23 protein-coding genes are annotated in these 23,080 nt (G+C 64.7%); 17 read left to right on the forward strand and 6 right to left on the reverse strand.

Translation table 11 applies throughout. The features are described 5' to 3' along the window. Positions 1 to 272: 272 nt before the first annotated feature. Entirely contained in the window at positions 273 to 893 is a 621-nt protein-coding gene (locus M9H71_RS13070) for a CinA family protein (RefSeq protein WP_455405419.1), read from the reverse strand. Positions 894 to 895: 2 nt separating this feature from the next. Beyond that, the gene (locus tag M9H71_RS13075; protein ID WP_455405420.1) at positions 896 to 2,092 is read right to left on the reverse strand and encodes a bifunctional 2-C-methyl-D-erythritol 4-phosphate cytidylyltransferase/2-C-methyl-D-erythritol 2,4-cyclodiphosphate synthase; all 1,197 of its coding nucleotides are present in this window, start codon (positions 2,090 to 2,092) and stop codon (positions 896 to 898) included. Between the two features lie 273 nt (positions 2,093 to 2,365). Between M9H71_RS13075 and dusB the strand changes: the two genes are divergently transcribed. The 9 genes from dusB (at position 2,366) to gyrA (ending at position 15,491) form a co-directional block, all read left to right on the forward strand. Then, positions 2,366 to 3,367, forward strand: coding sequence for a tRNA dihydrouridine synthase DusB (gene dusB, locus M9H71_RS13080; RefSeq protein WP_455405421.1), 1,002 nt, complete (start codon positions 2,366 to 2,368; stop codon positions 3,365 to 3,367). After that, on the forward strand, positions 3,364 to 4,536 hold the full coding sequence (locus M9H71_RS13085; RefSeq protein WP_455405422.1) for a two-component system sensor histidine kinase NtrB: 1,173 nt from the start codon (positions 3,364 to 3,366) through the stop codon (positions 4,534 to 4,536). The genes dusB and M9H71_RS13085 overlap by 4 nt, the downstream gene beginning before the upstream one ends. Before the next feature lie 9 nt (positions 4,537 to 4,545). Further along, complete coding sequence (ntrC, locus tag M9H71_RS13090) at positions 4,546 to 5,988, forward strand: nitrogen regulation protein NR(I) (protein WP_455405423.1); 1,443 nt, start codon at positions 4,546 to 4,548, stop codon at positions 5,986 to 5,988. A 171-nt stretch (positions 5,989 to 6,159) separates the two neighbouring features. Continuing rightward, the gene (locus M9H71_RS13095) at positions 6,160 to 8,451 is read left to right on the forward strand and encodes an ATP-binding protein (protein ID WP_455405424.1); all 2,292 of its coding nucleotides are present in this window, start codon (positions 6,160 to 6,162) and stop codon (positions 8,449 to 8,451) included. A gap of 16 nt (positions 8,452 to 8,467) precedes the next feature. Further along, positions 8,468 to 9,835 (forward strand): nitrogen assimilation response regulator NtrX, encoded by a 1,368-nt coding sequence (gene ntrX, locus M9H71_RS13100; RefSeq protein WP_455405425.1) that lies wholly within the window; start codon positions 8,468 to 8,470, stop codon positions 9,833 to 9,835. 42 nt (positions 9,836 to 9,877) lie between these two features. Then, complete coding sequence (locus tag M9H71_RS13105) at positions 9,878 to 10,735, forward strand: D-amino-acid transaminase (RefSeq protein ID WP_455405426.1); 858 nt, start codon at positions 9,878 to 9,880, stop codon at positions 10,733 to 10,735. A 181-nt stretch (positions 10,736 to 10,916) separates the two neighbouring features. After that, positions 10,917 to 11,165, forward strand: coding sequence for an RNA chaperone Hfq (gene hfq, locus M9H71_RS13110; protein ID WP_011158147.1), 249 nt, complete (start codon positions 10,917 to 10,919; stop codon positions 11,163 to 11,165). 11 nt (positions 11,166 to 11,176) lie between these two features. Beyond that, positions 11,177 to 12,547, forward strand: a complete 1,371-nt coding sequence (gene hflX, locus M9H71_RS13115; protein WP_455405427.1) for a GTPase HflX — start codon at positions 11,177 to 11,179, stop codon at positions 12,545 to 12,547. Between the two features lie 202 nt (positions 12,548 to 12,749). Further along, positions 12,750 to 15,491 carry a DNA gyrase subunit A gene (gene gyrA / locus M9H71_RS13120; RefSeq protein WP_455405428.1) on the forward strand — a complete coding sequence of 914 codons (2,742 nt, stop codon included), beginning with the start codon at positions 12,750 to 12,752 and terminating at the stop codon, positions 15,489 to 15,491. On the opposite strand, the gene M9H71_RS13125 is transcribed toward gyrA, so the two are convergent. Next, positions 15,488 to 15,634 (reverse strand): hypothetical protein, encoded by a 147-nt coding sequence (locus tag M9H71_RS13125; RefSeq protein ID WP_455405429.1) that lies wholly within the window; start codon positions 15,632 to 15,634, stop codon positions 15,488 to 15,490. The two genes, gyrA and M9H71_RS13125, sit on opposite strands and share 4 nt — an antisense overlap. Positions 15,635 to 15,667: 33 nt before the next feature. Between M9H71_RS13125 and M9H71_RS13130 the strand changes: the two genes are divergently transcribed. Next, positions 15,668 to 15,871 carry a hypothetical protein gene (locus M9H71_RS13130; protein WP_455405430.1) on the forward strand — a complete coding sequence of 68 codons (204 nt, stop codon included), beginning with the start codon at positions 15,668 to 15,670 and terminating at the stop codon, positions 15,869 to 15,871. A gap of 271 nt (positions 15,872 to 16,142) precedes the next feature. Here M9H71_RS13130 and M9H71_RS13135 read toward each other — a convergent pair whose 3' ends face one another. Then, a complete protein-coding gene (locus M9H71_RS13135) occupies positions 16,143 to 16,400 on the reverse strand; it encodes a hypothetical protein (protein WP_455405431.1) in 258 nt (85 codons plus the stop codon). Positions 16,401 to 16,737: 337 nt separating this feature from the next. Between M9H71_RS13135 and coaD the strand changes: the two genes are divergently transcribed. From coaD to tgt, 6 genes are all read left to right on the forward strand, one after another. Further along, positions 16,738 to 17,238, forward strand: coding sequence for a pantetheine-phosphate adenylyltransferase (gene coaD, locus M9H71_RS13140; RefSeq protein WP_455405432.1), 501 nt, complete (start codon positions 16,738 to 16,740; stop codon positions 17,236 to 17,238). A gap of 26 nt (positions 17,239 to 17,264) precedes the next feature. Then, entirely contained in the window at positions 17,265 to 17,828 is a 564-nt protein-coding gene (locus M9H71_RS13145; protein WP_455405433.1) for a peptidylprolyl isomerase, read from the forward strand. An 8-nt stretch (positions 17,829 to 17,836) separates the two neighbouring features. Continuing rightward, entirely contained in the window at positions 17,837 to 18,280 is a 444-nt protein-coding gene (locus M9H71_RS13150; protein ID WP_455405434.1) for a hypothetical protein, read from the forward strand. Further along, on the forward strand, positions 18,256 to 18,720 hold the full coding sequence (locus M9H71_RS13155) for a peptidylprolyl isomerase (RefSeq protein WP_455405435.1): 465 nt from the start codon (positions 18,256 to 18,258) through the stop codon (positions 18,718 to 18,720). Before M9H71_RS13150 ends, M9H71_RS13155 begins: the two co-directional genes overlap by 25 nt. 170 nt (positions 18,721 to 18,890) lie before the next feature. Continuing rightward, on the forward strand, positions 18,891 to 19,973 hold the full coding sequence (gene queA / locus M9H71_RS13160) for a tRNA preQ1(34) S-adenosylmethionine ribosyltransferase-isomerase QueA (RefSeq protein ID WP_455405436.1): 1,083 nt from the start codon (positions 18,891 to 18,893) through the stop codon (positions 19,971 to 19,973). Beyond that, positions 19,970 to 21,103 carry a tRNA guanosine(34) transglycosylase Tgt gene (gene tgt, locus M9H71_RS13165; protein WP_455405437.1) on the forward strand — a complete coding sequence of 378 codons (1,134 nt, stop codon included), beginning with the start codon at positions 19,970 to 19,972 and terminating at the stop codon, positions 21,101 to 21,103. Before queA ends, tgt begins: the two co-directional genes overlap by 4 nt. A gap of 66 nt (positions 21,104 to 21,169) precedes the next feature. On the opposite strand, the gene M9H71_RS13170 is transcribed toward tgt, so the two are convergent. Continuing rightward, positions 21,170 to 21,385: a hypothetical protein gene (locus M9H71_RS13170; protein WP_013502561.1), complete on the reverse strand. Its 216-nt coding sequence runs from the start codon at positions 21,383 to 21,385 to the stop codon at positions 21,170 to 21,172. 409 nt (positions 21,386 to 21,794) lie between these two features. Here M9H71_RS13170 and M9H71_RS13175 point away from each other — a divergent pair, with 409 nt between their 5' ends. Then, positions 21,795 to 22,037: a BrnA antitoxin family protein gene (locus M9H71_RS13175; protein ID WP_047308566.1), complete on the forward strand. Its 243-nt coding sequence runs from the start codon at positions 21,795 to 21,797 to the stop codon at positions 22,035 to 22,037. Here M9H71_RS13175 and M9H71_RS13180 read toward each other — a convergent pair. Next, positions 22,034 to 22,924 (reverse strand): DMT family transporter, encoded by an 891-nt coding sequence (locus tag M9H71_RS13180; protein WP_455405438.1) that lies wholly within the window; start codon positions 22,922 to 22,924, stop codon positions 22,034 to 22,036. The two genes, M9H71_RS13175 and M9H71_RS13180, sit on opposite strands and share 4 nt — an antisense overlap. Positions 22,925 to 23,080: the final 156 nt, after the last annotated feature.

A 23,080-nucleotide genomic window follows, 5' to 3' on the forward strand; every position in this document is an offset into this window, starting at 1 on the left:
TGCGCTGGTTCAAACGGCTTTTGCGTGCCCTGCTGATGATGCTGTCACTCCGACTCGAAGCCGCCCGACACCCCTAAATCAATCCAGTTCAGCAAACTTCACGGACGACTGAATATCAACACACTCTAGCGTCATCGCCCGGCTTGTCCGGGCGACCAAGTATTCCAGAGCGCTTCCGCAGATCACGAGCGCTCTGGGATACTGGGCCCTCCGCTTTCGCGGAGGGTGACGGCTATGGAGATATGACAGTCGCCTCGTGTAGTCTCAACGCGTTAAGTCTTCTTCGGCTTCACCGGCCGCTTCGGCTGCGGGCGTTTGGCGGCGACGCGGCGGGGGGAGCGGGCGACGCGTTTGTGGACGCCGGTGGCGACTTCGCGTTTGGCCTTGGCTGGCGGCTTCGGGCCGCGGGCCAATTCCAACAGCATCCGCAGCGCTTCCACCACGGAGCGTTGGCGGACGTTGCTGCGGCCGATCGCGCCGAAACGCTGCTCGCGATGCGAGATCCGCCCGTCGCGCGCCGCCACGGCGAAGTGCACCAGGCCGACCGGCTTGCCGGGCGTTGCGCCACCGGGACCGGCGATCCCAGTGATCGACACCGCGAGATCGACGTCGGCGTTCTCCAGCGCGCCGACCGCCATGGCGATCGCGGTTTCCTTGCTGACGGCGCCGAAGGTGTTGAGCGTGGCGTTCTCGACGCCGAGCAGATCGTGCTTGGCGGCGTTGGAATAGGTCACGAAGCCGCGGTCGATGACGTCGGACGAGCCGGGGATGTCGGTCAGCGCGCCGGCGACCAGACCGCCGGTGCAGGACTCGGCGGTCGCGATCATCAGCTTGCGCGAGCGGCAGAGGTCGAGCAACGAGCGGGCGAGGGCGCGGGCGTCGTTGCTGCTCATCGTCAGCCGGCCAGCCCGTCGGCGCCCCAGGGAAGCCGGATGGTTGCGGATGCGGTCGCCGCGATGCCTTCCTCGCGGCCGGTGAAGCCGAGCTTCTCGCTGGTGGTGGCCTTCACCGCGACGCGTGACACCGGTACGCCGGTGATCTCGGCGATGCGCTGACGCATCGCGTCGCGCAGCGGGCCGATCTTCGGCCGCTCGCAGATCATCGTCACTTCGAGATTGGCGATGCGGCCGCCGCGCGCGGTGACGCGGTCGATCGCGTATTTGAGGAATTTGTCGGATGCCGCGCCCTTCCACTGCGGGTCGGTCGGCGGGAAGTGGGAGCCGATATCGCCGTCCGCCAGCGCGCCGAGGATCGCATCGACCAGCGCGTGCAGGCCGACGTCGCCGTCGGAATGCGCCAGGAAGCCACGGCTGTGCGGCACCTTCAGCCCGCACAACCAGACGTGGTCGCCTTCGCCGAAAGCGTGGACGTCGTAGCCGGTGCCGGTGCGGATGTCGCCGAGCGTGGCCATCAGCCGGCTTTCCTCGCGCGCGAAATCTTCCGGGGTGGTCATCTTCATGTTGTTAGCATCGCCCTCGAAGGTCGACACCGTCAATCCCGCCCACTCGGCGATCGCGGCGTCGTCGGTGAAATCGTCCCGGCCGTCACGGGCGGCGCGGCGGTGTGCGTCGAGGATGACATCGAAGCGGAACGCCTGCGGAGTCTGAGCGATTCGCAAGGCCGCCCGGTCCGGCGTCGCGTCGACCGCGCCACTGCCGTCGACCTGCTTGATCGTGTCAGTCACTGCGACGACCGGCAGCGCGGCGCCGGTGGCGCCGGCGGCGGTAATCGCGCGCGAGATCAGCGCCGGAGTGACGAAGCAGCGCGCCGCGTCGTGGATCAGTACGATGTCCGGCTTCATTTCGGCCAACGCCTCCAGGCCGGCGCGCACCGAGGCCTGCCGAGTCGCGCCGCCACCGACGGCCGGGCGGAAGTTCAGGCCCGCTACGGCGGTATTGAACATCTCGGTGTCGTCCGGATTCGTTACCGGCTGCACCGCCATTACCCCCGGATGGGCGCAGAACGGCTCCATCGCCCGGGCGATCACGGGCCGGCCGGCAAGGGTGCGGTATTGCTTGGGGCCGCCCGCGCCGGCGCGCAGACCGCGACCGGCGGCGACGATGATGGCAGCAGTACGTGGTGAGTTCGGCATCGGATCAATTGATACGGAATTGGGATAGCCTGCGCTGGTCGCGCCAGCTCTCAGCCCTTACCACGCCAGGCCAGGAAAGCAGCATGATTCCATCGCCGCAGCCGTGAGGGCCCGGGGACAATTGCTGCAATGCACTTGCATGTCAGATATGATTGGCTAAACTGTAGGCAATCATCTACAATGCTCAAACATTGAGCGAGGCCCAGCCTGCAACTGCGCTGGCTATAGAATGAGCAACTTGTGACGCGCCCGACTGTAACAGGTTCGCCGCCTTTGAGGATTGGCAATATTGCGGTGCCTGACCCGGTGTTTCTGGCGCCGATGACAGGCATTACCGATGCGCCGTTCCGTCGGCAAGTCGCGGAGCTGGGTGCCGGGCTGGTGGTATCGGAGATGACTGCCAGCGAAGATCTGGTGGCCGGTCGTCGGATGTCGGTGCGTCGCTGCGACAAGGTCGGGCAGGGGCCGCACGTTGTGCAGCTCGCAGGCTGCGAGGCGCGCTGGATGGCCGAGGGCGCCCGGATCGCAGAAGCCGGCGGCGCCGACATCATCGACATCAACATGGGCTGCCCGGCGCGGCACGTCACCGGCGGTCTATCCGGCTCGGCGTTGATGCGCGATCTCGATCATGCGCTGACGCTGATCGAGGCGACGATCGGCGCGGTACGGGTGCCGGTGACGCTGAAGATGCGGCTCGGCTGGGACGATCGCTCGCGCAACGCGCCGGAATTGGCGCGGCGTGCGCAGGACGCCGGGGTGCAGCTCGTGACCGTGCACGGCCGGACGAGGCAGCAATTCTACAAGGGCGAAGCCGATTGGGACGCGGTGCGCGCCGTTCGAGACGCGATCTCGATTCCGTTGGTCGTGAACGGCGACATCACTTGCCACGCCACCGCGGTTGAAGCGCTGAAGCGCTCTGGTGCCGATGCGGTGATGATCGGGCGCGGCGCGCAAGGGCGCCCGTGGCTGCCAGGGCAGGTCGGCCGGCAACTCACCACCGGGCAGGCCGAAGCCGAGCCGCCGCTCGCTGTGCAGCGCGATTACTTGCACACGCTCTACGATGACATCCTGGCGCTGTACGGCGTCAAGATCGGGCTGCGTCACGCGCGCAAGCATCTCGGTTGGTCGCTCGAGGTCGCCGCTTTGACCGCCGGCGCCGCACCGGAGGTGCTCAAGAGCTGGCGCGCCGCCATTCTGACCGAAGAGAATCCGGCCCGCGTGCACGGTGCGCTCGCCGCTGCCTACGATGATTTCGCCTGGAGGGCCGCCGCATGAACGCCATCGTCGAACCGCGCCGGGCGCAGCCGACCGACAGCGATGCAATTCTCAACGCGCTGCCGAATCCGGTGCTGCTGGTCGGTCCCGACGGCAAGATCATCGATGCGAACATGGCGGCGGAGTCGTTCTTCGAGATTTCGACGCAATTGCTTCGACGGCAGTCGCTGACCGATCTTGTGCCGTTCGGCAGTCCGCTATTGGCGCTAATCGAACAGGTCCGGGTGGGAAATTCGCCCGTCAACGAATACAAGGTCGATCTCGGCACGCCGCGGATCGGCGCCGACCGTCAGGTCGATCTGCACGTTGCGCCGCTGAACGAGCGGCCCGGCCACATTGTGGTGATGCTGCAGGAGCGCACCATCGCCGACAAGATGGACCGACAGCTCACTCACCGCAGCGCGGCGCGCTCGGTGATCGCGCTGGCCGCGATGCTGGCACACGAGATCAAGAATCCGCTGTCCGGCATTCGTGGCGCAGCGCAACTGCTCGAACAGCAGGCCTCCGCCGAGGATCGCATGCTCACCCGGCTGATCTGCGACGAAGCCGACCGCATCGTCACGCTGGTCGACCGGATGGAAGTGTTCGGCGACGACCGCCCGGTGGCGCGCGGACCGGTCAATATTCATTCGGTGCTCGATCATGTGAAGCGGCTGGCGCAGTCTGGCTTTGCTCGCAACATCAGGTTCATCGAGGACTACGACCCGTCGCTGCCGCCGGTGCTCGCCAATCAGGATCAACTGATCCAGGTGTTCCTCAATCTGGTGAAGAATGCCGCCGAGGCCGTGGTCGACCTCGGCTCCGACGCTGAAATCCAACTGACCACCGCATTCCGTCCGGGGGTGCGGCTGTCGGTGCCGGGCAAGAAGACGCGGGTGTCGCTGCCACTCGAATTCTGCGTCCGAGACAACGGTCCGGGCGTGCCCGAGGATTTGCTGCCGAACCTGTTCGATCCGTTCGTCACCACCAAGCCGTCGGGGTCCGGCCTCGGCCTGGCGCTGGTCGCGAAGATCGTCGGCGATCACGGCGGGATCATCGAATGCGAATCCCAGCCGCGCAAAACGACCTTCCGGGTGCTGATGCCGATGTTCAACACCGCCAAGGCCCTTCAATCCCCGAACGGCGAGGACGCGCCGGCGTCGTCCGATGCCTCACAGACTGCAAGATGAGGACTCCCAATGCCAGCAGGTAGTATTCTCGTCGCGGATGACGACACCGCGATCCGCACGGTGCTCAATCAGGCGCTGTCGCGCGCCGGCTACGAGGTGCGGCTGACCGGCAACGCCGCGACGCTGTGGCGCTGGGTGAGTCAGGGCGAGGGCGATCTGGTGATCACCGACGTGGTGATGCCGGACGAGAACGCGTTCGACCTGTTGCCGCGGATCAAGAAGCTGCGGCCGAACCTGCCGGTCATCGTGATGAGCGCGCAGAACACCTTCATGACCGCGATCCGCGCGTCCGAGAAGGGCGCCTACGAGTATCTGCCGAAGCCGTTCGATCTGAAGGAGCTGATCGCGATCGTCGGCCGCGCGCTGGCGGAGCCGAAGGAACGCATCTCGAGCGCCAACGACGATGGCGAATTCGATTCGATTCCGCTGGTCGGCCGATCGCCGGCGATGCAGGAAATCTACCGGGTGCTGGCCCGGCTGATGCAGACCGATCTGACGGTGATGATCACCGGCGAGTCCGGCACCGGCAAGGAACTGGTGTCGCGGGCGCTGCACGATTACGGCAAGCGCCGCAACGGTCCGTTCGTGGCCGTCAACATGGCGGCGATCCCGCGTGACCTGATCGAATCGGAGTTGTTCGGCCACGAGCGCGGCGCGTTCACCGGCGCCAACACGCGGGCCTCCGGCCGGTTCGAACAGGCCGAGGGCGGCACGCTGTTTCTCGACGAAATCGGCGACATGCCGATGGAAGCCCAGACCCGGCTGCTGCGGGTGCTGCAGCAGGGCGAGTACACCACCGTCGGCGGCCGCACTCCGATCAAGACCGACGTCCGCATCGTCGCGGCCTCGAACAAGGATCTGCGTGTCCTGATCCAGCAGGGCCTGTTCCGCGAAGACCTGTTCTTCCGCCTCAACGTCGTGCCGTTGCGGCTACCGCCGCTGCGTGAGCACATCGAGGATCTGCCGGATCTGGTGCGGCACTTCTTCGCCCTCGCCGAAAAGGACGGCCTGCCGGCCAAGAAGCTCGACGCCGCCGCGCTCGAGCGGCTGAAGCAGCACCGCTGGCCGGGCAACGTCCGCGAACTGGAGAATCTGGCCCGGCGGCTGGCCGCGCTGTACCCGCAGGAGGTGATTACCTCCTCGGTGATCGACGGGGAATTGGCGCCGCCGCCGGTCGTGGCGGGCGGCAGCGCGCCGCAGACCGTCGACAATCTCGGCGGTGCGGTCGAAATGTATCTGTCGTCGCACTTTTCGGGCTTCCCGAATGGCGTGCCGCCGCCCGGCCTCTACCACCGGGTGCTGCGCGAGATCGAGGTGCCGCTGCTCACGGCCGCCCTGGCTGCGACTCGCGGCAATCAGATCCGCGCGGCCGATCTGCTCGGTCTCAACCGAAATACCTTGCGCAAGAAGATCCGCGACCTCGACATCCAAGTCTATCGCACCGGCGGCTGAGACGGGGCGACAAGGGTTTTCGGCGTTTCCGACGTGGACTGCGGACACGCCCGAGGTTGCTCGGGCGCTGCGCCCCGATATTGTCGCAATTGAGCAACATTGTTGTAGGAATGCATCACATGGTCCGCCGCCCCCGGCGGTTGCCGCCCGCATTCATTGATTATTGCCGGAATGAGCAGCGCAGAGACGTCGACCCAACCCGTTGACGACCCGTCGATCGCGGAGCCGCGGATGCGCACTTGGCGTAAGCTGCTGGCGCCGATCGCCGTTGGCGTGGCGCTGCTGTCGGCCTTCCTGACCTTCATCGTTCTGACCGGCCTGACGCCGATCTCGCCCAGCCGCGAGGTCGTCGTCACCTTCCTGCTGATCAACGGCGCCACCATTCTGCTGCTGGTCGCGATCATTGCGCGCGAGGTCTGGAAAGTTGTCCAGGCTCGCCGGCGGGGGCGGGCGGCGTCACGCCTGCACATCCAGATCGTCAGCCTGTTCTCGGTGATCGCGGTGCTGCCGGCGGTGCTGGTCTCGATCGTCGCCAATGTCACCCTTGACCGCGGTCTCGACCGGCTATTCTCTGGCCCGACCCGGGCGGTGATCCAGAACTCGCTGATCGTCGCCAACGCCTATCTGCACGAGCACGGCCAGCTCATCCGCGGTGACATCCTCGGCATGGCCAACGACATCTCGCACGCCCGGGCCCTGTTCGACCTCGACCGCAAATCCTTCCGCGAATTCCTGACCAACGACGCCGCGACCCGCAATCTGCCGGGCGCGATGCTGATCGACAAAGATCGCCACATCCTGGAAGCGGCACAGAACGGCATTCGCCGCGACTTCGACGTTCCGGCACCGGAGTTTCTGAAGAACGTCGACGACACCGAACCGCAGATCGCGGTGTTCATCGAGGCCAACTACGTCGCAGCCGTGATCCGGTTGAAGGGCTTCGAAGACACCTTCCTGTACGTCGCGCGTTTCCTCGATCCGCATGTCGTCGCCCAGTTGCGCCAGACTCAGGCCAGTGTCGCCGAATATTCCGAACTCGAAGCCCGGCGACTCGGCGTCCAAGTCGCGTTCGCGCTGATGTTCACGGTGATCGCGCTCACCGTGCTGATGTCGGCGGTGCTGATCGGCTTGAACTTCGCCAACTGGCTGGTGGCGCCGATTCGCCGCTTGATGGGCGCGGCGCATCTGGTTTCGACCGGCGACCTGCACGTTCAGGTGCCGGTGTCGAAATCCGAGGGCGACCTGTCGCAGCTCGGTATGACCTTCAACAAGATGACCCAGGAGCTGCGCACCCAGCGCGACGAACTGGTCAGTGCCAGCGAACTGATCGACAGCCGCCGCCGATTCATCGAGGCGGTGCTGTCGTCGGCCAGCGCCGGCATCATCGGCGTCGACGGCTCGCTCAGCATCGGCATCCTCAACCGCTCGGCCGAAAAGCTGATCGGTCATGCCGAGGCCGAGGCGCTCGGTCACCCGCTGTCCGAAGTCATCCCCGAGCTCGACGAGATGATGGCGAGCGCGCGCGAAGGAGCGCAACGGCTGGTGCAGGGCCAGATCACCATCACCCGTGACGGCCGCGAGCGTATCCTCAACGTTCGCGTCACCGCCGAACAGACCGGCCACACCAGCGACAGCTACATCATCACCCTCGACGACATCACCGAGCTGGTGTCGGCGCAGCGCACCTCGGCCTGGGGCGACGTCGCGCGCCGGATCGCGCACGAGATCAAGAATCCGCTTACGCCGATTCAGCTCTCCGCAGAGCGGATCAAGCGCAAATTCGGCAAGGTGATCGTCGACGACAAGAGCATCTTCGAGCAGTGCACCGATACGATCGTGCGCCAGGTGGACGACATCCGCCGCATGGTCGATGAATTCTCGCGCTTTGCACGGATGCCGAAGCCGGTGATCGAAGGCGAGGACGTCGGCGACACGGTGCGCCAGGTCGTGTTCCTGATGCGGGTCGGTCACCCAGACGTCGACATCGAGGCCGAGATCAAGGACGAGCCGCTGCATGCACGGTTCGATCGCCGCCTGATCTCGCAGGCTCTGACCAACATCATCAAGAACGCCACCGAAGCGATCGAGGCAGTGCCGGAGGAGGAGCTCGGCAAGGGCAAGATCGAAGTGGTAGCGGCGCGCGAAGGCGACGATGTCGTGATCGACGTGATCGACAACGGCATCGGTCTACCGAAAGAAAGCCGCTCGCGCCTGCTCGAACCCTACGTCACCACGCGTGAGAAAGGCACCGGCCTTGGTCTGGCGATCGTCGGACGGGTGCTGGTCGATCACGGTGGCGGAATTGAACTCAATGACGCATCCCACGTTCGTCCTGGCCAGCGCGGTGCATGGATGCGCCTCCGATTCTCGATGTCCGGTCAGCCGGCATCGCCTCCCGGATCGGGTGAACCAAAACAGCAGGCCGAGAACGAACCAAGGATAGCGGCTGCCAGCGGCAGCTAAAGCGACAGGCGCGACCATGGCGAATGACATTCTGATCGTCGACGATGAAGCGGATATCCGCGATCTCGTTGCTGGTATTCTCGAAGATGAAGGCTTTTCCACCCGCACGGCGCGTGACAGCGATTCGGCGCTGGCCGAGATCGCCAACCGGCGGCCCAATCTGGTTTTCCTCGACATCTGGCTGCAGGGCAGCAAGCTGGACGGTCTGCAATTGCTGGAGCAGATCAAGAAGGACCACACCGACGTGCCGGTGGTGATGATCTCCGGCCACGGCAACATCGAAACCGCGGTGGCGGCGATCAAGCGCGGCGCTTACGACTTCATCGAGAAGCCGTTCAAATCCGACCGGCTGATTCTGGTGGCGACGCGCGCGCTGGAAACGTCGCGGCTCAAGCGCGAGGTGCGCGAGCTCAAGCAACTTGCGCCGTCTGCATCGACGCTGGTCGGCCGCTCCGCCTGCATCAATCAGCTCCGCCAGACCATCGACCGCGCCGCCAAGGCCAACAGCCGCATCCTGATCGTCGGGCCGTCCGGCGCCGGCAAAGAGCTCGCGGCGCGGACGCTGCACAATTCATCCTCGCGTGCCGACGGGCCGTTCGTGGTGATCAACGCCGCAGCGATCACGCCTGAAAAGATGGAAATCGAACTGTTCGGCGTCGAAGCCAACGGCGAGCATTCGCGCAAAGCCGGTGCGCTCGAAGAGGCCCACGGCGGCACGCTGTTCATCGACGAAATCGCCGACATGCCGCGCGAGACCCAGAACAAGATTCTGCGCGTGCTGGTCGAGCAGACCTTCCAGCGCTGCGGCGGCACCACCAGGGTCAATGTCGACGTCCGGATTATCTCCTCGACCGCGCGCAACCTCGAAGAGGAGATCGCGGTCGGGCGGTTCCGTGAGGATCTGTATCACCGGCTGTCGGTCGTGCCGATCCGCGTTCCGCCGCTGTCGGAGCGCCGCGACGACATTCCGGAACTGATCGAGTACTTCATGGAGCAGATCTCGGCGGCGACGGGCCTGCCGCGTCGGCAGATCGGCCAGGACGCGATGGCGGTGCTGCAGTCGCACGTCTGGCCCGGCAACGTTCGGCAGCTTCGCAACAATGTCGAGCGCCTGATGATCCTCGCAGGCGGCGGTCCTGATGCTGTGATCACCGCCGACATGCTGCCGCAAGACGTCGGCTCGATGGTACCGACGATGCCGACCGGCAACAACGGCGAGCACATCATGGGCCTGCCGCTGCGCGAGGCCCGTGAAGCGTTCGAGCGCGACTATCTGATCGCGCAGATCAGCCGGTTCTCCGGCAACATCTCGCGCACCGCCGAATTCGTCGGCATGGAGCGCTCCGCGCTGCATCGCAAGCTCAAGGCGCTCGGCGTCGGCTAGCCAGGTTTTCCACGCACGTCTTCAACATCTTGGACTGGATCGATGTCGCGCATCGCCTATGTCAACGGCCGCTATCTCGATATGCGGGATGCATCGGTCAACATCGAGGATCGCGGCTATCAGTTCGCCGATGGCGTGTACGAGGTGTGCGAAGTGCGCGGCGGCAAGCTGGTCGACATGTCGCGTCACCTGGCGCGGCTGCAGCGTTCGCTCCGTGAGTTACGCATCACCGAGCCGATGCCGCTGGCGGCTCTGTCGGTCGTGATGCACCAAGTGGTGCGGCGCAATCGGGTGAATCAAGGCATCGTCTATCTGCAGGTCACCCGCGGCGTCGCGCGGCGCGATCACGGCTTTCCAGTCACGCCGGTGAAGCCGGCCGTGGTGGTGACCGCGCGCAGTCTCGATCCCTCCAAGGGCCAGGCGAATGCGGCCCGTGGAATCAAGGTGATCACGCTGCCGGAGAACCGCTGGCCGCGGGTCGATATCAAGTCGACGGCGCTGCTTCCGAACGTGCTCGCCAAACAGGCGGCACGCGACGCTGGCGCCTATGAGGCGTGGTACGTGGATCGCGACGGGTTCGTCACCGAAGGCGCGTCGAGCAATGCCTGGATCGTCACCAAGGAGGGGCGGGTGGTGACCCGCTCGGCCGATGCCGGAATCCTTGCGGGCGTGACCAGAGCGGTGCTGATCGATGCCTTCGAGGCGCTCCAGGTTCGCTTCGAGGAGCGGCCGTTTACGCCTGCCGAAGCAGCCGGTGCCACGGAGGCGTTCGTCACTGCGTCCAGTCAGATCGTAATGCCCGTTGTGGCGATCGACGGCCAACCGATCGGTGACGGCAAGCCCGGCGCATTGGTCAAACGTCTAAGAGAGCAGTTTCACCGTTTTGCTGAGTTTTCCTGAGCTTTGCGGCGCAGAGAGCACTCCTTCCGGGTTTTAGTTGCTTGCTTAAAAGCCATGCCTACCCTCTAATCGGATCGTCGGCTTTCGGAGGGGGATCTCGGAGAAGTCGGCAACCGGGGCGAAACTCCGACAGAGAGACGCGCACCGGCAAGAAAAGACAAAACCAATTGCGGGATAAAAAATGGCGGCAGACCGCGCACAAAACCTTCAAGACACTTTCCTCAACCACGTACGCAAGACGAAGACTCCCCTGACGATCTTCTTGGTCAACGGGGTGAAGTTGCAGGGTATTGTCACCTGGTTCGATAATTTTTGCCTTTTGCTGCGGCGCGACGGTCATTCGCAGCTCGTCTACAAGCATGCGATCTCGACGATCATGCCAGGTGCGCCGATCCAGTTGTTCGAAAGCGGCGAGGACTCGCCAGCTTGAGGCGGGCCTGATTGGAACCGCGCAGCATTGACGGGAGCGTCGATCGTCCGCGATCGGGGCAGGGTGGGGAGACCGGGCGAGTCATCGTCGTCGGTCCTTACTTACGCATGCGCCGGAGCGATCCGGACGCGCCGGATACGGCCGTTCGTGACAGCGACGCGCGGCTCGACGAAGCCGCAGGTCTGGCCCGTGCTATCGACCTCGACGTCGTGGAGGCCGTGCTCACCCCGATCAGCCAGATTCGTCCGGCGACCTATCTCGGCAAGGGGAAGGTCGAGGAGATCATCGCCCTGATTGCCGGACACGGCGCCGATCTGGTGGTGATGGACTGCGCGTTGTCGCCGATCCAGCAGCGCAACCTGGAGAAGGCCTGGAATGCCAAGGTGCTCGACCGCACCGGCCTCATCCTGGAAATCTTTGGACGCCGCGCCAAGACGCGCGAAGGCACGCTGCAAGTCGAGCTGGCGCATCTCAACTATCAGCGTTCGCGACTGGTACGTTCCTGGACCCATCTCGAACGCCAGCGCGGCGGATTCGGTTTCATGGGCGGTCCGGGCGAAACTCAGATCGAGGCCGACCGCCGGCTGATCGGCGAACGCATCACCAAACTGGAAGCCGAGCTGAAGAAGGTGCAGGCGACGCGCCGGCTGCACCGCGCCGGCCGTCAGCGCGTTCCTTATCGCGTGGTTGCGCTGGTCGGCTACACCAACGCCGGCAAGTCGACGCTGTTCAACCGGCTGACGCGTGCCGACGTGCAGGCCGCCGATATGCTGTTCGCGACGCTCGATCCGACGTTGCGCGCGATTCAGCTTCCGCACGGCGGCAAGGCGATGCTGTCCGACACGGTCGGCTTCATCTCCAATCTGCCGACGCAACTCGTGGCCGCGTTCCGCGCCACGCTCGAAGAGGTGCTGGAAGCCGATCTGATCCTGCACGTTCGCGACATCAGCCACGAGGACGCGGAGGCCCAGCAGCACGACGTCGACAACGTGCTGCGCCAGCTTGGCGTCGACGTTGCGAGTGGGCGGGTGGTCGAGGTCTGGAATAAGATCGACCGATTCGAGCCCGAGCAGCGTGACGAGCTGAAAAACATCGCGGCCCGCCGGCCGGCGGAGCATCCATGCCTGCTGGTGTCGGCGGTGAGCGGCGAGGGAGTCGACGAGCTCCTGCTCGCGGTAGAGCAGCGTCTGGCGGCGACCCGTACCGTGCTCGATCTGTCGATCGACGCTGCCGATGGAGCCGGTGTGAGCTGGTTGCATCGTAACGCCGAGGTGCTGGCCAAAGACCTCGTCGACGGTCGTTACGACATGACGGTGCGGGTCGAGGACAACAAGCGAGACGTCGTGATCGAGCGTTTCGGCGCCGTGCCGCGGCCGGAATGAGTGGACGAATCGGCGCTCGCAAAGAGCGCCGCCGGCACCGATTTCGACACCGCGCGCGAAGGCTTTTCGGGCGCTCCGAAAACTCCGTGTAAGTCCTTGGAAAAACGGGCGGAAAAACCTTCGAAAACGGCGTTCGAAAGGGTGGTTTGCAACACCCCGATACGCTATACGAATCTGATCAGATTCTGACCGGAATTCACCCTTGTCCGACAAAGACGACGAGAAGCCCGGGGAGCCGCTGGCGCCCTCGGATATTCGCCCCGTATCCATTCTCGACGAGATGAAGCGCAGCTATCTCGATTACGCGATGAGCGTGATCGTGGCGCGAGCGCTGCCGGATGCGCGCGACGGGTTGAAGCCGGTGCATCGCCGCATCCTCTACGGCATGTACGAGAACGGCTTCGAGTGGAACAAACCGTATCGCAAGTCGGCACGTACCGTCGGCGACGTCATCGGTAAGTATCACCCGCACGGCGACCAGTCGGTGTACGACGCGCTGGTCCGCATGGCGCAAGACTTCTCGATGCGGGTGCCGCTGATCGACGGTCAGGGTAATTTCGGTTCGGTCGACGGCGATATGCCGGCGGCGATGCGGTACACCGAATCGCGTCTGACCAAGATCGCGCAGACGCTGCTCGACGATATCGACAAGGATACCGTCGACTTCCAGCCGAACTACGACAACTCGGAAAGAGAGCCGCAGGTTCTTCCTGCCAAGTTCCCGAACCTGCTCGTCAATGGCGCTGGCGGCATCGCGGTCGGCATGGCGACCAATATCCCGCCGCACAATCTCGGCGAGGTGATCGACGCTTGTATCGCGCTGATCGACGATCCGGCGCTGACGATCGACGATCTCAACAAGATCGTGCCGGGTCCGGACTTCCCGACCGGCGGCATCATTCTCGGCCGATCGGGCATTCGCTCTGCTTATCAGACCGGCCGCGGCTCGATCGTGATGCGCGGCAAGGTCGAGATCGAGACCGTCCGCAAGGACCGCGAAGCGATCATCGTCTCCGAGATTCCGTATCAGGTGAACAAGGCGACGATGGTCGAGCGCATCGCCGAACTGGTACGCGAAAAGAAGATTGAAGGCATCGGCGATCTGCGCGACGAGAGCGATCGTGACGGCTTCCGTGTCGTGATCGAGCTGCGCCGCGACGCGGTGCCGGAAGTGGTGCTCAATCAGCTCTACAAGTTCACTCCGCTGCAGACCAATTTCGGCGCCAACATGGTGGCGCTCGACGGCGGTCGGCCGCAGTTGATGAATCTGAAGGATCTGCTGACGGTTTTCGTCGCGTTCCGCGAACAGGTCGTCACCCGCCGCACCAAATTCCTGCTCAACAAGGCACGCGACCGCGCCCATATCCTCGTCGGCCTCGCGATCGCGGTGGCGAATATCGACGAGATCATTCGCGTGATCCGTAATTCGCCCGACCCGAACACGGCGCGTGAAACCCTGATGTCGCGCGACTGGCCGGCGGCCGATGTCGCGGCGATGATCACGCTGATCGACGATCCGCGTCACAAGCTCAACCCGGACGGCACCGCGCGGCTGTCGTTCGAGCAGGCCAAGGCGATTCTGGACCTGCGGCTGCAGCGCCTCACCGCGCTGGGACGTGAAGAAATTTCCGAAGAGCTCGACAAGCTCGCGGTGGAGATCGCCGACTATCTGGAAATCCTGCGCTCGCGCGCGCGGGTGCAGACGATCGTCAAGACCGAGCTCGGCGAGGTCCGCGCCGAGTTCGCGACGCCGCGCCGGACCGTGATCGTCGAGCAGGAAGGTGAGGTCGAAGACGAAGACCTGATCCAGCGCGAGGACATGGTGGTGACCGTGTCGCACGCCGGCTACATCAAGCGGGTGCCGCTGTCGACCTACCGGGCGCAGCGCCGCGGCGGTAAGGGCCGCTCCGGCATGGCGACCCGCGATGAGGACTTCGTCAGCCGGCTGTTCGTTGCCTCGACTCATACGCCGGTGCTGTTCTTCTCGTCGCGCGGCCAAGTCTACAAGGAGAAGGTCTGGCGGTTGCCGCTGGCGCCGCCGAACGGCCGCGGCAAGGCGCTGATCAACATTCTGCCGCTGGAGCAGGGCGAGCGCATCACCACCATCATGCCGCTTCCTGAGGACGAAGCCTCCTGGAGCGAGCTCGACGTGATGTTCGCCACCACCGGCGGCAACGTCCGCCGCAACAAGCTGTCCGACTTTGTCGACGTGCGCCGTTCCGGCATCATCGCGATGAAGCTCGACGACGGCGAGGCGATCGTCGACGTGCAGATCTGTACCGAGCGCGACGACGTGCTGCTGACGGCCGCCGGCGGCCAGTGCATCCGTTTCCCGGTGCCGGACGTCCGCGTGTTCAGCGGTCGCACCTCGATGGGCGTACGCGGTATCGCGTTGTCTTCCGGCGACAAGGTGATCTCGCTCTGCATTTTGCGTCACTTCGAAGCGACGCCCGCCGAGCGCTCGACCTATCTGAAGCAGTCCGGTGCGATTCGCCGCGCCGCGACCGGCGAAGAGAACGAGCCGATCGAGGCGCCGGAGGTCGAGGCCGAGGAGGGCGACGCCTCAGCGGCGCTGTCGCCGGAGCGTTACGCCGATATGTCGGCGTCGGAGCAGTTCGTGCTGACGATCTCCGAGAACGGCTACGGCAAGCGGACCTCGTCGTTCGAGTACCGCACTACCGGGCGCGGCGGCAAAGGCATCGTCGCGATGTCGGTGAATGGCCGTAATGGCAAGCTGGTGGCGTCGTTCCCGGTGGAGGATTCCGACCAGATCATGCTGGTGACCGACAATGGTCAGCTCATCCGTTGCCCGGTCGAAGGCATCCGGGTCGCTGGTCGTTCGACCCAGGGCGTGATCGTGTTCGACACCGCAGACGACGAGAAGGTCGTGTCGGTCGAGCGCATTCCAGAAACCGACGAAGGCGAGAACGGCAACGGCGGTTAGTCCGCTTTGCCGCCCCGGTCAGGCGAGGCTAGGGCGCTCAGCAGCGCCTTCGCGGTGTCGTCGGGAAATTCCTCGTAGAATGACAGCTTGCCTCGCGGCAGCACTGTCGCGCTGACATTGATCTGCGCGGCGAGGGTGGCCATCTCCGCCTTGGATTTGCGCGGGGTAGACTCGCCGTGCAGCAGCAGGATCTTTCCTGGTACTCGGCGTGCGGCGGCCAGGTATTCGTCGCGCGTCGTGAACAGAGCGAGCTCGCCGGTGACGAAGCGGAACGACGCATAGCGCGCGCCGCGCGCCTCGGTGACGCGGCGCTTGTGAAAACCGAACGCCCAGCCGTTGTTGAAGAGGGCGCATCTCGCTCCGGGTTGAAATCGAGCTGAGTGCGGGCAGCAGCAACAGGGGCGGCCCGGATCCGAACTGGGTTACGCCGAGCTGCACCAGCCGGCCATCGGCTCGCCGATCGAGAACTTGTTCGGACCATTGCATCACATCACCATGTTACCGGTTCCGTGATGGCGATCCAAAGGATCTCGCGATGGCTGGCCCGAGAATCGAAAGACCCCCGAGGGGGCAACTCGGGGGTCTTCGGTACAGAGCGCCCTTGGAGGGAAGCGCTTTGCTTGAACCTAGCGTGGGGATAACGCCAAAACCTTAATTGCGTTCCGCGGTCACCAACCGCGCCTGACCGATCGGCGCACGGCTGGAATTGGCATTGCGCAGGCAGGACGATTCGAAGTTCGGCCAAGCCTGCTCCGAGCAGGCGGTTCCGAGCGGGCGGATGTCGAGCCGGTCACCCTTGGCCAGAGCCTGGGGCACGCTGGCTTCGACCTGCGGCGCGAAGCCCGGAAGAATAGTGACGGCCGCTGCCGCAAAGGCGGCGATCGCAATCACCGAAAGAGCCTTGATCATGGCGGTGTCCCCTGTCGTCTCGATGTCCGGCCGTTTCGGCCTGGATTGCTTTGTCGCTTCCCGATGAGGCTGGTGTACCCAGCGCTGGTTTCAGAACGTCTTCGTCGCCGCGTAATTCAGGTTTCTTCACGCCTGCGTTTTGTTTCCTGGCTTTCGGCCACATGAAACAATCCAGTAAAAACGTGAGTGTTTTCAGTTGCCTCGCGTTACTATTCAGAAGACGCGCGAACAGGCCGTCCGGTTCGATCCGTAACGCGAAATAAATCCTGTGCTCGACACGGTTTTGAAGGAACCAGCGCCGCTTGCTCCGCTCGGCGCGTCGCGCTAGACGGGCCGGATGTCACGCATCGCGCTTTATCCGGGCTCTTTCGACCCCGTCACCAACGGCCACCTCGACGTCGTCCGCCACGCCGTGGCGTTGTGCGACAAGCTCGTCGTGGCGATCGGCATTCATCCCGGCAAGAAGCCGTTGTTCACCACGGAGGAGCGCCTCGCGATGGTCGAACGGGTGTTCGGCCCGGTCGCCAAGGCGGCAGGCTGCGAGTTCGGCTGCACCACCTACGACAACCTCACCGTGACGGCGGCGGAAAAGGTGGGAGCCACCCTCATGATCCGCGGCCTCCGCGATGGCACCGATCTCGATTACGAAATGCAGATCGCCGGCATGAACGAGACCATGGCGCCGGCAATCCATACCGTCTTCTTGCCGGCTTCAGTCGGCGTGCGCCCGATCACCGCCACACTAGTGCGGCAGATCGCTGCGATGGGGGGCGACGTCTCGGCCTTCGTGCCGGCCGAAGTCGCCTCCGCCCTGCAATCCAAGTTCGCTGCCGGCTAGTCCGGCTCAACAGACCCGGAGTTTTCATGACCCGTCTGATCGGCATCTTCGCTGCGCTGCTGTTCGCTTTGCCGGCGCTGGCGCAGCCGCTTCCCGCCAATCTCGACAAGCAGAACGCGCTCGTCATCGATACCACCAAGGGCCGTATCGTGATCGCGCTGCGTGCCGACATCGCGCCCAAGCACGCCGAGCGGCTGAAGCAGCTCGCCCGCGAGGGCTTCTACAACAACGTGCCGTTCCATCGCGTGATCGGCGGCTTCATGGCGCAGACCGGCGACGGCCAGAATTTCAACGGCACCGGCGGATCGAAATATCCGAACCTGAAGCAAGAGTTTTCCAACGTGCCGTTCACCCGTGGGGTGGTCGGCATGGCGCGGCGCGGCGACAGCGTCGATAGCGCCAATTCGCAGTTCTTCATCATGTTCGCCGACGGTCCGAGCCTGAACGGCCAGTACACCGTGGTCGGCAATGTGGTGTCGGGCATGGACGTGGTCGACAAGCTGAAGAAGGCCTCTCCGGCTTCGCCCGGCGGTGCCGTCACCGATCCGGACAAGATGGTTAAGGTTCAGGTTGCGTCCGACGTCAAATAGGCAACCGCGTGCTGCCGCGCCGGCGCAGAGCAGTCGCGGTAGCCTTGGTCGCTGGGGCGATCGGTGTCTCCGTTCGTCCCGCGTTGGCGCAGAACGCGCCGATCGACAATCTCAACGCATTGTTTTCCGGGCTGAAGCAATGTTGGCGTCCGCCGCGTCTGCAGGCCGGTGATCCCGGAATGCAGATCACGGTGAGAGTCAGCTTCACGCGCGGCGGCGTGATCCTCGGCAAGCCGCGGATCACCTTTGAAAGCCCGGAGGCCGGCCGGGACGACAGCCTGGCCTATCGCGTCGCGGTGATGGAGGCGTTGCAACGATGCACGCCGCTGCCGTTCACGCCCTCTATGGGGGGCGGTGTCGCCGGACGTCCATTCACGCTGCGGTTCGACGATCGCAGACTCATTCCCAAACCAACAGAGAAGAGAGCATGGCTGACAACGACAACATCCTGATCCTGGAAACCACCCAGGGCACCGTGAAGATCGAAATGCGCCCGGATCTGGCGCCGAACCACGTCGCCCGGATCAAGGAACTGGTGCGCGAGGGCTTCTACGACGGCATCGTGTTCCACCGCGTAATCGAAGGTTTCATGGCGCAGACCGGCTGCCCGCAGGGCACCGGCATGGGCGGCTCCGGAACCAAGCTGAAGGCCGAGTTCAACGCCGAGCCGCACGTCCGCGGCACCGCGTCGATGGCCCGCGCTGCCAACCCGGACTCCGGTGACAGCCAGTTCTTCATCTGCTTCGACGATGCCCGCTTCCTCGACAAGCAGTACACCGTCTGGGGCAAGGTGACCGAAGGCATGGAAAACGTCGACAAGATCAAGCGCGGCGAGCCGGTGAAGGATCCGGACAAGATCGTCAAGGCGACCATCGCGGCCGACGCGGCCTAAGCGGCGCTCGCGTCAGCCAACTAAGGCTGACGTCACTACCAAAAAGGTGTCATGCCCGGGCCTTGACCCGCCTCCGGGGCCGTAGCCCTCTTCGGCGCGGCGGAGGCCCGGGCATCCATCTTTCGAAGAGGATGGATCGCCGGATCAAGTCCGGCGATGACGGATACCGTATGCGCACCGAACTGTTCGACTTCGATCTACCCGCCGAGAACATCGCGCTGCGGCCGGTCAGCCCGCGCGATGCCGCGCGGATGCTGGTGGTGCGCCCAGGCGAGCCGCTCGAGGATCGGATCGTGCGCGACCTGCCGTCGCTGCTGTCGCCGGGCGATCAGCTCGTGGTCAACGACACGCGGGTGATTGCCGCGCAGCTCACCGGCCGCCGGATCGGCCGCGGCCCTGAGCCGAAGATCGAAGCGACGCTGATCAAGCGGCTCGACGGCGGTCGCTGGCAGGCGCTGGTCAAGCCGGCCAAGAAGCTGCTGCCGGGCGATGCCATCCGCTTCGGCCACGACGGCCGGGTCTGTCTCCTAGGCCACCTCGATGCGACCGTGGAAGCCAAGGGCGAGGCCGGCGAGGTCACGTTGGCGTTCTCGTTCCACGGGCCTGTGCTCGACCAGGCGATCGCGGAGATCGGCGCCACGCCGCTGCCGCCTTATATCGCCTCCAAGCGCGCGCCGGACGCGCAAGACGCCGCCGATTATCAGACCATGTTCGCCTCCAGCGAGGGCGCCGTTGCGGCGCCGACCGCGGGGTTGCATTTCACCGCCGACCTCGAAGCCGCGCTGGCAGCGCGTGGCGTCGGGCTGCACCGGATCACGCTGCATGTCGGGGCAGGGACCTTTCTGCCGGTGAAGGCCGAGGACACCAGCGAGCATCGCATGCACGCCGAATGGGGCACGATCAGTTCCGGCACTGCGGATGCGCTGAACGCGGCGCGTGCAGCCGGCGGCCGGATTGTCGCGGTCGGTACCACCTCGCTGCGGCTGCTCGAGAGCGCAGCGCGCGATGACGGCCGCATTGCGCCGTTCGCCGACGAGACGGCGATCTTCATCACGCCTGGTTATCGCTTCCGTGCGGTCGACGTGCTGATGACCAATTTCCACCTGCCGCGGTCGACACTGTTCATGCTGGTGTCGGCGTTCTGCGGTCTCGACACCATGCAGGCGGCCTACGCCCACGCCATTCGAACCGGCTATCGGTTCTACTCCTACGGCGACGCCAGCCTGCTGTTCCGGAACGACATCACCCCATGACCGTGCCCAATCACTTCGAACTGCTCCGAACCGACGGCGCCGCACGCACTGGCCGGCTGACCACACCGCACGGCGTGGTGCGCACCCCGGCCTTCATGCCGGTCGGCACCGCGGGTGCGATGAAGGGGCTGCACTGGCGCGAAGTGCGCGACGCCGGTGCGGACATCGTGCTCGGCAACACTTATCACCTGATGCTGCGGCCGGGCGCCGAGCGGATTGCCGCGCTCGGCGGTCTGCAGCGCTTCACCACCTGGAACGGGCCGATGCTGACTGACTCCGGCGGCTTCCAGGTGATGTCGCTGGCGCAGCTCCGTAAAGTCAACGAGCAGGCGGTGACGTTCCGCTCGCACATCGACGGCGCGGCGCTCGAATTGTCGCCGGAGCGCGCGATCGAGGTGCAGCGTCTGCTCGGCTCCGACATCGCGATGCAGCTCGACGAATGCGTGCGGCTGCCGGCCGATCGCGCCGATATCGAGCGGGCGATGCAATTGTCGCTGCGCTGGGCCGAGCGCTGCAAGCGCGCGTTCGAAACCGCGCCGGCCGGCTACATGCTGTTCGGCATCGTCCAGGGTGGCGACGTGCCCGAGCTGCGCCACGCCTCGGCGCGCGGGCTGATCGACATCGGCTTCCACGGCTACGCGATCGGCGGGCTGGCGGTCGGCGAACCGCAGGAGGTGATGCTGGAGATGATCGAGGAGGCGGCGCCGATCCTGCCAACGGATCGGCCGCGCTATCTGATGGGCGTCGGCACACCGGAAGACATATTGGAAGCGGTGGCGCGCGGCATCGACATGTTCGACTGCGTGATGCCGACCCGCAATGGTCGCCACGGCCTGGCGTTCACGCAATACGGCCCGATCAACCTGCGCAACGCCAAGCACGCCGACGACCCGCGGCCACTCGACGAAGAGAGCGACTGGCCGTCGACCCGCAACTACTCGCGGGCCTATCTGCACCATCTGGTGAAGTCGAGCGAAACCCTTGGCGCAATGCTGCTGTCGGAGATCAACACCGCTTACTATCAACGGCTGATGCGCGACATCCGCGCCGCGATCGCTGCAGGTCAGTTCGAGGAGTTCAGGCTCAGCACCCGTGCGCGATGGGAGCGGGGCGATATTGCGGCGCGCTGATCCGCTCCGGGCCCGACAAACGATGTTTGACCGCGAAACCTCCCAGCGCCCGATGTATCGAGCTAGTCAGTTGCAAGAAAAGCGTTTCACCGAATGCTTGGTGACGAAACCATAGCCGCAGGTGTCGCAGGTCCACAGATAGCTCACCACGCTCTCGGTGAGATAAGCCGATGCTTCGGCCGCGACCATCGAGTCGGCGCAGACCGGGCAGGTGGGAAGATCGCTGCCGCGTGGTGCGGGACGAGGAACGTTGGTCGACAGGACTTCAGCAATCGCCGGCATCGTGACCTCCTCATCATTCAAAAGCGTTGGACCTGATTGTTCGGTGGATCTGAATGTTCAGATACATGTTCGACCGAAGTGATCACCACCTCAGTTGCACAAACTATACACTCGGAACTCTGACGATGTCGCAACACAAATGCGTTCGTTTTGAGAAATTCGATTCTGCACTGCACGCCTTGGATGAGACAGTGTGGCGACTTCTCGATTTCGAACACGGTCGTTAGCGATTCAATTACTATTGCGGTCGGAAAGCGACCGTGATCAACCCGTCTCGAAGCCTGTCTCAGATGAGTCTTGTGCATCGCAAAGCGCCGCTTTGTCGGAGCTGTCGAGCATCTTGTTGCACCGGTCATTCCGCGAGTCGCGTCAACGCCTTAACTCTGATCAACCTGCCGAGAAAACCGCCATGTCGCAGCCGCCCCGCCGTCCCCGCACGCTGAACGATGCCCGCACCGAGGCGGAGGCCGCCTTCAAGAAGGCCACCACCAAGCCGGTGGAAGCGCCGCCGAAGCGTCAGGCGCTGCCCGGTGTGAAGGAGATGGTGTCGCTACGGATCGATCAGGCCGTGCTGGAGCATTTTCAGGAAGGCGGCCCCGGCTGGCAGGACCGCATCAACGCGGCGCTGCGCAAGGCCGCCGGACTCGACTAGCGCGAATTCCGGATCGCGGCTGCTGCGGGCGGCCGTGGTGCGCCGCGCAGATTGAGCAGGTTGCCGGTGAGGATCAGCGCAGCGCCGATCACCGTGTAGGCGTCGAGCCGCTCGCCATAGATCAGCCAGCCAGCGGTCGCCGACAGCGGCACCCGCAGGAAGTCCATCGGCACCACGATGGTGGCGTCTGCGTAAGTCAGCGCCCGCGCCATGCAGTAGTGCGAGAACGTGCCGCAGAACGCGATGATCACGATCCAGCCCCACACATAGGCGGATGGCCATTGCCACAGCCACAGCGCCGGTACCAGACCAGCGGCGCTCTGAATGATCAGCATCCAGAAGATGATCGCGAGCGTGTTCTCGGTGCGGGTCAGCGATTTCATCAGGGTCACCGAGATCCCGAAACCGACTGCGGCACCAAGTGCGATCAACTGGCCCGGGTCGATCGAAGAGGTGGCGGGGCGCACGATCACCACGACGCCGATCAGCCCCAGCACGATCGCCGTGATCTTCCAGACGTTCATGTGCTCGCCGAGGAAGGTCGCAGCGAGGATTGCGATCCATATCGGCATGGTGAACTCGATCGACACCACCTGGGCGATCGAGATCAGCGTCAGCGCGTAGAACCAGCCGAGCTGCGCGGCGTAATGCACCAGATTGCGGCTCAGATGTGCCAGCGGCCGCGATGTCGCCATAGCCGGCAGCCCGCCGAATCTGTGGATCAGCGGGTACAGCATTGCGAAGCCGATCAGCGAGCGCAGCTCCATCACCTGAAACACGTTCAGCTCGCGCAGCGTCTCGCGCCCGGCGATGGCGACGATCACCATCAGCGCCAGCCAGCCGGCCATCCACAGCGCGGCCTTCAGAATCGAGGGAGAGCGGGTCATCGCGGCGGTTTGGCTCGTTGATGGCGTCGGCGTTTCCTTGACGCGCTCTATCTTCGACAACGGCAGCCTTGGCAACCGCCGCGCCGCAGAGGCCCGCCTGCGGCCGCTGCGGTTGATTTCCACCGCCGCTTGTGCGCGCAATTGCGGTCAAAGCGG

It is taken from the genome of Rhodopseudomonas parapalustris, assembly GCF_053772255.1.